The sequence below is a fragment of the Luteimonas sp. RIT-PG2_3 genome, from assembly GCF_054902115.1.
On record NZ_JBUBPF010000008.1, the window covers coordinates 1 to 12889 of the forward strand.

Consider the following 12889-nt stretch of genomic DNA (forward strand, 5'->3'; position numbering starts at 1 on the left):
CAGCGCGTCGAGCAGTTGCGGCCATGGCGCCGCGGGTGCGCTGTCCCGCGACTGGCTGTGATCTCCGATCGACTGCAGGCCACCGGCGATATCGGCCAGTTGTGCCACGACGCGACCGCCGACATCGGCCTCGTCGCCGCCCATCGCTTTGTTGCGCAGGAAGTCGGCCTTGATCTGGGTCCAGCGCTTGCGCTGGCCGTCGTCGAGCACGCCGCGCAGTTCGGCCAGCTTCAGCAGGTTCTCCTCGGCACCGGTCGTCAGCAGTTGTGCCTCGCCAAGATAGTGGTCGGAGATCAGTTGCTGCAACTCGGCATCGTTCATCACTGGCGAGATCTTCTCGGCCAGCTTGTTCATGTTGCGGTAGCTGCCCTGCAGCCGGAACGGCGGTTCGACGCGGTAGCGGTCATCCTGGGCGGCACTGACGATGTACTGCTGGTTGACCTTGTAGACGATGTCGCGGACCTTCATCAGGCGCTGCAGCGTGGCGACGATCTCGTTGATCTCGGCACCGCTGTAGGTATGCGACAGCGCGTTGCCGGAGACCTCCTTGCCATTGGCCTTGTCGACCAGCAGGTACAGGTCCTTCAGGTCGCGGGTGGCCAGCGGCGCCAGCACCGGGTTGGATGTCAGGCAGTTCTCGATGTAGCTCAGCGTGAAGACTTCTTCCATGCCGCCGAGTACGTCGCCGAGGTTGTAGATGTCGGCACGGTTGGCCAGCATGTCGGGAATCTTGAAGACTTCGCCGGACTCGGTGTACGGGTTGCCGGCCATGACCACGGCAAACCGCCGGCCGCGCATGTCGTAGGTCTTGGTGCGCCCCTTCCAGACGCCTTCGATGCGCCGCGTGCCGTCGCACAGCGAAATGAACTTCTGCAGGAACTCGGGATGCGTGTGCTGGATGTCGTCTACGTACAGCATCACGTTGTTGCCCATTTCCAGCGCCAGGTTCAGCTTCTCCAGCTCCTGTCGCGACGTGGCGTCGGGTGCCTGTGCAGGATCGACCGAACGCACCTCATGGCCCAGCGCCGGGCCATTGATCTTCATGAAGATCAGGCCGAGCCGGTGCGCCACGTACTCCATCAGCGTGGTCTTGCCGTAGCCGGGCGGCGAAATCATCATCAGCAGGCCCATCAGGTCGCTGCGCTTGTCGTCGCCCACCGTGCCCATCTGCTTGGCGAGGTTGTCGCCGATCACCGGCAGGTACAGGTCGTTGATCAGCCGGTTGCGCACGAACGACGTCAACGGACGGGCCTTGAACTCCGACAGCCGCAAGGCTTCGCGCTCGCGCACGATCAGTTCATGGCGCTCGCCCTGATAGCGGCGGAAACCGGGGACGTAGTGCTCGTCATGCCGGCGCAGCCGCGACAGCGTCTCGTCGATCGACAGCGCCAGCGTGCCCCCGGCGATGCGCGGATGTTCGCCCAGCAGCCCCTGCACGGTGGTCATGAGCTCGATCTGGCGCACCTGGTGCGGCAGCTGCCTGCCCAGCAGCATCAGCGCGACCGCTTCATGCACGAAGCCGGCCAGGCCGGCATGCGCGGGCTGCGCGCACATCGCCTGCAGCCATTGCCGGGCCAGGCTCCAGCGGGCGGACAACTGGTCCTGCAGCCGCGACATCGCGGCCTGGAACGTGGCCGCGAGCCCACCGTCCTGGAGCGATCTGTCGAGCGCGGCGACCAGTTCGGGGGCGTATCGGCTGATGCTGAAATCGGGCCTGCCCGACACGATCTCATCGGCAAGATAGGTCGACGCGCCGCGCGGATCGGGATGGGCCAGGTCGAGCGGATGCGCCTGCGCGAACGCCGCCAGCGCTTGCGTGAGCTCCTGCCGGGCGTGGTCGAGACCGAGATCGCTAGCGAACAGGCGCCGGATCGCATGCGCGGACGTCAGCCGGTCGATCCAGTGCTGGGTCGTCGCATCGGACTGCTGCGACCACCAGGCCAGCGCGAGCGCACGCGTATCGGGGGTGTGGATCAGCGGGCCCGCCTGCTGCCGCAGCGGCAGCAGGGCGCGCAGGATCAGCGTGGCGTCGTGGTCGTGGATGCCTTTCTCGTAGCCATCGCGATAACGCGGCGCCGCGAACTGGGCGACCGTGCGCGACAAGGCTTCCAGGTCCGGCAGTTGCCGTTCCAGCAGGTCCAGCGACAGGCCATCGCTGCCGGCCAGCGCTGCCGACAGGATCTGCCCGGCCAGGTATTCGCCGCGGTAGACCTCGGCGGATTCGGAATCCAGCGTGGCCTGCCAGTAGTCGCGCAGGTGGTCGAGCGCTTCGCTGCGCACCGGCTCCATGTACTCGGTGCCGGTCAGGTGGATCGCCAGTCCGTCGCCGCGCGGCAGGATGGTCAGGTCCAGCGGCTGGGTGTTGACGCTGAAACGGTGGCGCGGGCCAAGCCGGATGACGTTGCCGCCATCCTCGAGCAGTTCGCTGCGGTCGCGCAGGGCGCGCACGGCCTGGTCGCGGGCGGCCTTGATCCTGGCGTCGACATCGTCGGCCTTCATGGCGTCGCGGTAGCCACGCAGGCGCTCGGCGAGTTCGCGCAGCTTGAGGATCAGCGGGTCGCCGGCGAAGAAAGCGTTCAGTTCGTCGGGCGTGGCGAAGCGTTCGGTGCGGCGGCCGAGTCCGTCCAGGATGCGGTTGGCCGCGTCCATGACCGATGCGGCCTTGCGCTGGCGATCGTCGAGCAGTGCCTGCTTGTGGGACTCGAAGGCTTCCAGCAGTTCCTCGCGCTTGCCGAGGATGTCGCCGAGGAACTGTTCGTGCTCGCCGAACTGGCTCTCGAGTTCTTCCAGCTGCACCATCAGGCGCGACAGTTGCTCATCGGCGCGTTCCGGCGTGGTTGCCAGGCCGAGCGCGCTGGTGATGGCCTGGCCGAACAGCGTGAACTGGGCGCCGAACTGCGCCACGGTCTCGGCGCTACCGAGCGACTTGCGCTGCTGCTCGGCGCGCGCACGGGCCTGGTTGAGCCGGGCATAGATCTGCGAGATCGATTCCACGACGCGCGTGCGCTGGGTGGCGTCGTCGACCTTCAGGCTGGCCATCAGTTCCGACAGCATGTCGAGGTCGGCGCTCATCGCGCGCATGCCGTCGAGGTGCTCGGCGAGCTGGCGGGCGGTGCTGGCGGCCGCGGCCTGGCTGTCGAGCTCCTGCAGGCGCTGCTGGAACGGTTGCAGGGCCTTGTCGCTGCCGAGGAACGTGCCGGTGGCGCTGCCGATGGCATCGTGTGCCTGCTGCAGCTCGGCCGTCATCGCGTCGATGGCGGCGGTGTCGATGTAGCGGTACTCGCGGATCGTCAGCAGGTGGCCGCGCTGGCGGGTGATCGCGTTGAGGGCGTCGACGAACTCCTGGATGGTGTTCCAGTTCTCCGGCAGCAGCCGCGACATCAACGTGCGGTGATCGCCGCGGGCGCTGGACATCGCCGTGTCCGACTGGCGACGGATGCTCTCGACCTTCTCGTACTCGTCCAGCACGGACTCGCCGGTCGCGGTGATCTCGTGCAGCAGGGCATCCAGGCCCTCGCAGTTGTCGTTGTCGAACCAGTGATGGGCGTCGAACAGGCGACGGGTGTCGTGGGTCAGCGACTGGTAGCGCTGGACCGAGACCTCCTGTCTGTCGATCGTGCGCGACAGGTCGTACAGGTTCGAGATCGCACGGACCAGTTCGGCATTGCCGATGCGGCCGAGGAAGCTGGTGCCCGGCGGCCGGGTCGCGGCGAACTCGTCGCTGGTGAACGGGGTCTGCCAGACCTGCATCTGGTGGATGCGGGTCGGGTCGTTGTTCTCGGCATGGAACAGCACCATCCGCCCGTCCACCAGGCGGGCATAGCCATGTGCGAACAGAGGGTTCTGCAACTTGCGCTGGATCAGGTTGTAGACGAACAGCGCGGCAAGGCCGCTGGCCCGCTCATAGAACACGTACAGCACGTCCTCGCCATTGGGCGAGCGGATCGCACGCTTGAACTGCATGCCGTCCATGGCCGCATCGAAGGCCTTGTGCTCGCCGTTCTGCAGGTAGTAGCCGCCCGGGAAGATGATGCCGTGGTCCTCGGGCAGCTGCACGCAGGCCTGTACGATCGCATCGACGCGCGTGACCTTGCCGGTCAGCGTGTTGTATACCAGGCCGCGCCACTCGGTTTCCCGGTACGGCAGGATCTTCAGCAGGATCAGCGAACCGACGCGGGCATAGTCGAAGACCGCATCGTCCAGCGACTGGGTCTTGTCGTCGACCGGCTCGCTATAGATGCCGGCCCCGGACTCGGTGTTGTTCTCGACCTTGATCGTCAGGTCGCCACCGGTGGTTTCGACGAATAATGTGTCGTAGATGTTCAGGTGCGGAAAGCGGCCATTGACGGCGATCTCGCGCGTGGCGCGCGTCCATTCGAAATCGAACGGAGGGGGCAGGGCGATGTCGCGCTCGCCACGGGCATCGATGTAGGTGATCGCGCCATCGCTGCCGATCGCCCAGCGGAACACGCGCACGTCGGTGCGGCGTTCGCCGATCTGGAACGACGCCAACAATTTGCTGTCGATGACGATCAACTGCAGCAGGCGCGCATCCTTGTAATACGCGTAGAGCTCGTTGAAGTCGTGGACGAACGCCTGCTGGCCCAGGAAACTCCCGGCCAGTTCGACGGGCGAGACGTCGTAGCCGTCGGGGGTCTCGACGAGCTTGTACAGACCGAAGACGTCCTCGATCCGGGTCTGGGTCTTCAGCCCGATGAAGACGTTGAAGCCGAACAGCAGCTGGTCGCCGACCTGCACGATGTCGCGGCCAACGCAGTTGTTCTCGGTGCGGATGCGCAGGCGCCCGAGGATCTCCATCCGGCTGTCGCCGAACTCCTGCAGGCGACGCGTGTTGAGCGTGTCGGCAACGCCGCGCAGGCGCGCGCCTTGCTCGCTCAGGCGCTTGCGCAACACCTCGTAGGCGCCGCCCTGGGCCACCGCCTGGTCGATCTGCTGGTGGTTGCCAGCCTGGGCGGCGGTCGCGGTGTCCTGCTTGTTGTCGGCGCTACTTTCGGCCATGTCATCTCACCTTGCTGATGTTGCTGCCGGTCCCGGCTTGCCCGTCGCGAACGTGTCCATTCCTGCGTGTCGCCCGTCTCCAGACCTGTCGTTCGATGCGAATCGACACCACAGCCGTCGGTGTGGCCGGAACCTGATGGATGCGGGTTCCGGCCGGCGGTCGGGATGACTCAGCCTTCCTCGACCCTGGCGTGGTCGTCGGCCAGCGGGCGCGCGGCATTCTGGCCGCCGGCGCTGACACCGAGGTAGCGCTGCAGCAGGTCCTGCACCAGCGGGCTCTTGCCGGCGAAGCCTTCGATCGAGCGGCCCAGCGACAGCGACTTGGCCAGCGCGTCGAACATGCCGCCGTCGCCGCCGACCAGTTCCACCTTGGCGCCGCGCAATGCGGTCGCGATGACCTCGGCGTTTTCCTTGGAGACGCTCTTGCCGGCTTCGATCGACGCCAATGCCTGCTCCAGGCTGGTCTCCAGCGCCATCCGGTATTCCTCGTGGTTGCGCGCGGCGTCGCTCATCGTGCCCATTGCCTCGAACTTCGCGGTCAGGCCTTCGGCCTCGGCCGCGAGCTTGCGACCGATCACCAGCGCATCGGCGGAACCGATGGCTTCGGATGCGGTCGCCTTCGCGCGGCCCATCTGCTCCTCGCCACCGGCCTTGGCGGCCAGCGTTTCAGCCAGCACGCGGGCGTCGGCATTGCCCTGCTTGTAGTTGGCCTCGGCCTTGGCCTCGATGACGCGGGCTTCGGCGGCGCCGACTTTCTCGATCGCGCCGGCGGTGGCTTCCTTGACCAGCGCATCGGCCAAGCCGGGCGCGGCCTTCTCGGCCTTGACACCCTCGGCCATCGCCTTCTTGGCTTCGGCTTCCTTGCTGGCGGCGTCGAGCTCCGCCTGTGCCAGCGTGGTGATCTCGACCGCGCGGTGCTTGGCCGCGGTCTCGGCGGCCTCGGCGGCCTTGACCTCGTGCACCAGCGTCTCCTGCGCCTTGGCTTCCGCGGCCAGGATCGTCACCTGCTTGGCGCGATCGGCCTCGGCGACCTGGCGGACTTCATTGATGCGCTCTTCCTCGATCGCGACGGTCTTGTCGATCGAGATGCGCTCGCGGGTGATGTTGGCGACATCCATGCGACCCTGCTCGACGACCTTGTCGCGCTCGACGCCTTGCAGCTGGACCTCACGGTCCGTGGTCACGCGCTCGAGCTGGCGCGCGCGTTCGACGCGCTCGACCTCGATGCTCACGGCACGCTGGCGGTTCTGTTCGGCGACTTCGACTTCGCGGATGCGGTTCTGGTCCCGGATCTGCACGGCCTGCTCGGTTTCGAGTCGCGCGTTTTCGGAGATCAGGCGCTGCTCTTCCTGCACGCGGATGATCTCGGCCTCTTCGCGTGCCTGGATGCTCTCGATCTCTCGCTTCTGCCGCGCTTCGGCCTCGGCCTGCTGGCGTTCCAGCGCCAGCGTGGCCTCGCGCGCCTCGACGTTCTTCTTGGTGATCGCCAGGCGCTCGTTCTGCTCGAGTTCGTTGGTGACCACGTTGTGCGCCGCCGTCAGCTCGGTGATCTTGCGGATGCCCTCGGCGTCGAGGATGTTGGTCGAGTCGAGCAGGTTCTTCGGGGTCTGCTCCAGGTAGTCGATCGCGACGTCCTCGAGTACGTAGCCGTTGAGGTCCTTGCCGATGACCTTGACGATCTCGTCGCGGAATTCCTCGCGATGCTCGAACAGCTCGATGAAATCGAACTTCTTGCCGACGGTCTTCAGCGCCTCGGAGAATTTGGCGTTGAACAGCTCATCGACCGCGTTCTTGTCCGATGCCCGGTCCGCGCCCAGCGCCTTGGCCACGCGCAGCACGTCTTCCTGGGTCTCGTTGACGCGCAGGTAATAGGCGACGCTGATGTCGGCGCGCATGTTGTCCTTGCAGATCAGGCCTTCCTTGCCGCGGCGGTCGATCTGCAGCGTGATCAGGCTGATCTTCATATACTCGGCGCGATAGAGCACCGGGATGATCAACGCGCCGGTGAAGTGCACCTTGGGCTGCGAGCTCATGTCGTTGACGATCAGCGCGGTGCCCTGATCGACCTTGACGTAAAACGCCTTGAACAGGCCGACGATGCCCAGCACGAACACCAGCAGGACCCCCAGACCGATCAGGAACGGGGCAATCATGGACAGGTTCATCACTACAACTCCTTTGATGGATTTCGGTGTCGCTCAAAACGTTCTGGATCGATCCTGCCTACCGGCTGCGAGACGGGATCGGTGGTGCGTGTGTCGTCATGCCTGGCCGGGTCGCATCCCGGAATCAGGCCTGCCTGAATCGTTCCTCGGGGATCACCCGATAGGCATGCTGCTGGCTGTCGAACTCGATCAGAACGACCGCGTCGCCACGCTTGAAACGGTCGGGCGCGCGGGCACGCACCTGCAGGATCAGCCCTGCGCCACCGTTGTCCATCGACGCCATGCCATCGCGCTCGTCGACCTCGGGCGTGGTGACGATAGCCGTGCGGCCGAGCAGGGAAGGGGGAATCGGCGGGCGCAGCTTGACGATCAGCCTGCGCAGCGGTCGCAGCAGCAGCGAGGAGACCACGACGCCGGGGACCAGCGCGGCGATCAGCACGCCGATACCAGCGAGCAGGCGCAGGCTGTCGGGCACGTGTTGCAGTACCAGCAGGTGCACGAAGTACGTCGCCATCCAGCCGAAGAATGACACCAGCAACATCACCAGCATCACCGGCACGCCGCCCAGGCCCAGCCGCGCGAGCATGCCGGGCCCGGTATTGACGTCGACGTCGCTGTCGCCGAGCGCGATGCCCTCGAAGCCGTCGATGTCGATCAGGCCGGTCGCCGCCAGCGCCCAGTAGATGACGCAGAACGCAAGCACGATGCTGTAGGGCAGCGTCGGGAACGTCAGGCAGGTCTGCAGGAACGCGTTCATGGACTTCCCCTGTTCATGGCGATGTTGTCACGGTTGTTTCGGCTTGCCGGGCTTAGGGGGCGCCGGCCTGGTGGTTGTCGACGCAAGCGACGATGCCGACGCCTTGATGCGCTGTTCCAGCCTGGCCAGCACGGCATCCGCCTGTTCCTGGTCATCGATGATCCCGGCTTCCCTCAAGCGTGCGTCCAGCGTTGGCTCTCCATGGTCGTGTGCGTTGCGAGGCGATGGATTGCCCTCCTTGTCCGAAGCGCTGCGCGCCCGCTTCAGCAGGTCGAGTGCGCTGCGCGGCGGTGATGCACCGATCCCCCCGCGTCGCTCGCCGACGGCCTCCTGTGCGCGCTGCAGGCTTTCGCTGACCCGGATGGTGTCGAGCTGGTGCTTCAGCCGACGCAGTTTACCTTCGCCTTGCTGGATCAGATGCTGCAACCGGACAATATGTGACTGGATGCGCGCGATCTGCTCGTCTGTTTCCGACAGATCGCGCTCAAGCCCCGCGATCAGCGTTGCGATATCCCGCGCCAACGCCTTCCGCCGCTGGCGCAACGCCTTGCCGGCCTGATCTTCGCGTTCGGCGATCGACAGCAACAACGCCTGCCGTCGTTCGTCGTTGGTGAACAGGCTGGCCCTGGCGTTCAACGCTTCGTTGCGCAGGTCGCGCAGCGCGGCATCCACGTTGCGGATCTCGTCGTCGAGGATGCGCTGCGAGTGGTTGCCCAACAGGGTGTCGCCGATCTCGTTCCAGTCCTCCTGGGCACGCTTGAGCATCAGCTTGAGCGGATTCATGCGTGCTCCCCGCCATCGTCGTCGGTCGCGACCAGATAGCTGGCGTAGGCTTCGGTCGCGTTGATGACGTTGTCGGCCAGCGTCTCGATCTCGAACCACAGGCTGGCGAAGCTGGAGCGGCTGTCGAGGGCCCCTGACATGATGTAGGCAGGTTCGCCGGCGATGATCTGGATCGAGATCGTCGTCAGCGGCAGCAAGCGGTGCGTCCGCAGCACCAGCGCATTGAAGGCGGCAGGATCGGCGACGGCCGACAGCGGCCACAGATAGGCCTCGACGACGACCTGTTCGACGCCGGCCACCACGAAGACCGGCAGGTCGCCATAGCCATGCATCTGCAGGCAGACACTGGGTTCGGCGCCTTCGATCCATTCGATCGAGACCATGCCGGTGCCCGGATGGCCACCGTGGTCGCCGCCGCTGCTGGGCGACGCATGCGCCGACAACGCTTTGTGGATTGCCTGCGTCGTCCAGGCGGGCGTGTCACCGGACAGCAACGCCACCGCCTCGGGCGCCGTCCAGCCGGCGCTGGATTCGCGCATCGACTTCTCGATCGCGGCGAGGTCGGGGGCGTGTTCGGGTCGGATCCAGACATCCTTCTTGACCAGGCCCTGCTGACGCATCCGTTCCCGGTAGCTGCGCTGGTGCAGGGTCGATGGCTTGGCTGGCAGGGATCCTTTCATGTAAGAAGGCTATGGCTTACATGAAAGCACGTCAAGCGGTCTTTGCGAGGCAGTCGCGCCCCGGGCTCAGCCCGGTCGCGGCCAAGCACCAGCACCGCGCGCCGGGATCGAGCAGCGCAGCCCGACGGTATAAAACGGGTCCGCAACGCGCGACCAGCCCGAGCCCGTGCGGAGGCGAGGGCACGCAGGCAGGGGCCGCGCAGACGGCTGGCCGCGAGATCGCCGTATCGTTACATGCGCCGGTCGAAGCCTTGGGCATGCGAGGCTAGAACTTACGAGGCGAGAGCAGGGCGCGCCGATGCCGGCGTGGCCAACGCGCTTGCTCAGGCCTGCAGCGAGAGCGCGGCTTCCAGCAGCGGCTTGGCCCAGTCGGGCGTGCGCGCCAGCGCGTCGAGGTCGTCCACGGCCGGAAAGACCAGCCTGCCGTCTTCCATCTGCGCCAGCAGCACCGGATCGGGCACCGCTTCGCCGGGGGCGACCTCGGTACTGTTGTCGTAGACCTGCAGTTGCGCCAGCACCGGCATCAATGCGATCAGGTTCTGCAGCGCGGCGGGATAGCGCTCGCGGATCTTGCCGTCGGCAATGTCATGGCCGCCCGCCAGCACGCGTGCGCGGACGCGGGCGATGTGCTGCTCGGGCGACGACAGGCCGCAGAACCAGATCGCCACGTCGTGCGTTTGCGCCGCCGCGTGGATCCTGGCCGGCACCGTGCGGCCGCCCAGCGTGGTCTCGAACGCGTAGTGAAGGTTGTCCTCCAGCGCGACGTCGAGGCGGCGCATGCCTTCCTGCCACGCGGCCGCATTGGCATCGCCCTGGCCGCAGCCGGTCGCGGCGACCAGCTCGCGCGCGAAGGTATCCGGGTTGAACCAGCTCAGTCCCGCCTGTTGCAGCAGATAGCCGCCGATGGAGCTCTTGCCGGCACCATTGACGCCGGCCAGCACATACAGCACGGGTCGCGCCATCAATGGCTCGCGCCGGCCTTGACCTTGCCGCCGAGCTTGGCTGGACCGCGAGCGAGCGCACGCAGACGATCACCGGCGTCGGCCGCCTGCAGCGAGGCCAGGCGTTCGTCGAAACGATGGCGCAGGGTGTCGAGCGCGGACGCGTGCTTCGAACCCGCTTCATCCAGCGCACGCAGGATCACGCCGTACTCCTCGGCCGACAGGATCACGGCCTCGGGTTCGTTGTGGTTGGTGACCACCACCTTGCCCTGGCGGGCGATGGCCTTCATGACGCCGCGCCAGCCGAGCTTCTTCACGTCCGACGCCGGCGCATGCGGCAGGTCTTCGATCGCGTCCAGTTTCAGCATCATCGCCATGGCCCGTCTCCCATCAGATGGATGAGGGAAATATACCCTTTTTGGGTGAAATGGGTATATTTCGCGGCGTGGGGGGGGCATGAACTTGATGTAGAAAGTAATAAATTATTCTCAAATTATTGAATATATTATAATTTATTGACTTGAAAATTGAACGTACCATGGGTTTGTCCAACGCGACCAGCCTGCGTGGGGCGCAGACAGCAAGCAGCTACCGGGTCCGCATCGCCTTGATCAGGAGCCCTGCAATGCGAATGCCACCGCCGCGCGCGCATGCAGCAAGGTGGTATCGAACAGGGGCAGGGGGCTGTGACCAGGCTGGATCAGCAGTCCGATCTCGGTGCAGCCGAGGATCACCGCCTGCGCGCCACGGGCCTGCAGCGATCGGATGACATCCTGGTAGGTGGCCCGAGAGGATTCGCTGACGATGCCGGCGCACAGTTCGTCGTAGATGATCCGGTGCACCGATGCGCGCTGCTGCGCGTCCGGCACCAGTACCTGCAGGCCGCGGTCGACGAGGCGCTGCTTCAGGAAATCCTGTTCCATCGTGAAGGCCGTGCCGAGCAGGCCCACGATCCGCGTGCCTGCGTCCAGCGCAGCCTGTCCTGCCGGATCGGCGATATGCAGGAAGGGGATGGACACTGCCGCCTGGATCCGGTCGGCGACCTTGTGCATCGTATTGGTGCACAGCACGACGCAGTCCGCGCCGCCAGCCTGCAGTCGGCGGGCCGCGTCGACCAGGATGGCGGCCGCATCCTCCCAGCGCCCCGCGTGCTGGGCCTGCTCGACAGGACCGAAGTCGACGCTGTGCATCAGCAGTTGCGCCGAACGCAGGGGCCCCAGCCGGTCGCGGACCTGCTGGTTGATCAGGCGGTAGTACTCGGCGCTTGATTCCCAGCTCATGCCGCCGATCAGGCCGATGGTGCGCATTGGAGACTCCTGTGTGCCGTGTCCGGAAGACGCAGATGCGGTCGTTGGTACCACCTGCCGTGCTGTTCGTCACAGCCGTCGCCGGTGCAGCGCCACGAAAGGAATCATCTGCCTGGCCGCCCGCAGCACAGCCGTTCGATACCGGCTAGGCGTCGACGACCATCATCCTTGTAAGGGCTTCCATGCTCAAGCACATCACGCGCGCCACGTTGTCACTCCTCCTGGCCCTGAGCGCCTCGCATGCCCATGCCGAACAATGGCTGCTGGTCGGCATCGAAGGCGAACAGGCCCCCGACAGGAGCGTTGTCTATTCGCGCTTCAGGGGATTGATGACACCCCTGGACATGCCGCTGGAGGCGGCGACCAGCGCAGGCCCGCAGGCCTTGTTCGATGCCAAGATGACCAAGGTGATGGTGCAGCAGGTGTTCGAGAATCCGTCGGCACCGCTGGCCATCATCTATGAAGTGCACATCCATTGCGGCCGCCGCGAGATTAAGATTGTCGAGGCCACGCTGTTCACCCGCAACAGCACGCAGGAGACTTCGAGTCCCAACGTCACGACCAGGATCGGCGTCGGCTGGCCGAGTCGCGTCCATGCCATCGCCTGCGAACCAGACAAGCTCGACAGCGCGTTGAATGCCGCGGCCAAGGGAAACACGCGACTGCTTGCCGACATGGGGATGGTCCATGTCGGCGAGCTGCCGTTGCTGACCGACATGGTGACCTACAGCTATGCCAATTTCTGGAAGGAAACACCGGAACCGCCGATCACGACCAGCCTGACCGCCGCCGAACTCAACGCGAGGAAGCAGGAAGCCCTGGCCTTCACCGAGCAGATGGCGGAGACCATGAAGAACGTGGAGAAGGAGGCTGAATTCATGCAGGCCATCCATGACAACTTCGATCGCAAGAGCGACGAGCAGAAGCATGCGTTCGCTGGCATGCAGGGCTGGACCGAGGACAGGGTCATCGGTGCATGGGGTGCCCCCGAACAGGCGGCCACCAGCGGCGAGACGCGCAGCCTGGTGTTCGGATACACACGACCCACCTACGAGGTCGTGCAGTCGAGCGTGGACGTCATCGGTGCGCGCGGCAAGGTCGGCGAGATGACGCAGTCGCATGTGCACGAGAGCTTCCGCAACTGTCGCAGGCACCTGGTCTTCCGCAAAGGCGGCAAGGTGGCAGGGTGGCGGTTGTATGACTTCGGTTATGACTGTCCTTGAGGCAGGCTGCCAGA

The 12889-nt window shown here is 65.7% G+C and carries 9 protein-coding genes; 1 reads left to right on the top strand and 8 read right to left on the bottom strand.

The annotated features are described in order from the left end of the window. From ACYX7E_RS13095 to ACYX7E_RS13130, 8 genes are all read right to left on the bottom strand, one after another. Nucleotides 1–5019: DNA repair ATPase (locus ACYX7E_RS13095; RefSeq protein WP_462081032.1), on the bottom strand; the 5019-nt coding region annotated here is incomplete at its 3' end. Between the two features lie 170 nt (nucleotides 5020–5189). Next, nucleotides 5190–7184: a hypothetical protein gene (locus ACYX7E_RS13100; protein ID WP_462081033.1), complete on the bottom strand. Its 1995-nt coding sequence runs from the start codon at nucleotides 7182–7184 to the stop codon at nucleotides 5190–5192. Between the two features lie 124 nt (nucleotides 7185–7308). Next, the gene (locus ACYX7E_RS13105) at nucleotides 7309–7941 is read right to left on the bottom strand and encodes a hypothetical protein (RefSeq protein ID WP_462081034.1); all 633 of its coding nucleotides are present in this window, start codon (nucleotides 7939–7941) and stop codon (nucleotides 7309–7311) included. Between the two features lie 27 nt (nucleotides 7942–7968). Next, nucleotides 7969–8724, bottom strand: a complete 756-nt coding sequence (locus ACYX7E_RS13110; RefSeq protein WP_462081153.1) for a PspA/IM30 family protein — start codon at nucleotides 8722–8724, stop codon at nucleotides 7969–7971. Further along, nucleotides 8721–9404: a YjfI family protein gene (locus ACYX7E_RS13115; RefSeq protein ID WP_462081035.1), complete on the bottom strand. Its 684-nt coding sequence runs from the start codon at nucleotides 9402–9404 to the stop codon at nucleotides 8721–8723. The genes ACYX7E_RS13110 and ACYX7E_RS13115 overlap by 4 nt, the downstream gene beginning before the upstream one ends. A gap of 323 nt (nucleotides 9405–9727) precedes the next feature. Next, nucleotides 9728–10366 carry a hypothetical protein gene (locus tag ACYX7E_RS13120; protein WP_462081036.1) on the bottom strand — a complete coding sequence of 213 codons (639 nt, stop codon included), beginning with the start codon at nucleotides 10364–10366 and terminating at the stop codon, nucleotides 9728–9730. Then, on the bottom strand, nucleotides 10366–10722 hold the full coding sequence (locus ACYX7E_RS13125) for a type II toxin-antitoxin system prevent-host-death family antitoxin (RefSeq protein WP_462081037.1): 357 nt from the start codon (nucleotides 10720–10722) through the stop codon (nucleotides 10366–10368). Before ACYX7E_RS13125 ends, ACYX7E_RS13120 begins: the two co-directional genes overlap by 1 nt. Before the next feature lie 234 nt (nucleotides 10723–10956). After that, nucleotides 10957–11652: an aspartate/glutamate racemase family protein gene (locus ACYX7E_RS13130; protein ID WP_462081038.1), complete on the bottom strand. Its 696-nt coding sequence runs from the start codon at nucleotides 11650–11652 to the stop codon at nucleotides 10957–10959. 209 nt (nucleotides 11653–11861) lie between these two features. On the opposite strand from ACYX7E_RS13130, the gene ACYX7E_RS13135 reads away from it, so the two are divergent. Further along, nucleotides 11862–12875: a hypothetical protein gene (locus tag ACYX7E_RS13135; protein WP_462081039.1), complete on the top strand. Its 1014-nt coding sequence runs from the start codon at nucleotides 11862–11864 to the stop codon at nucleotides 12873–12875. Nucleotides 12876–12889: the final 14 nt, after the last annotated feature.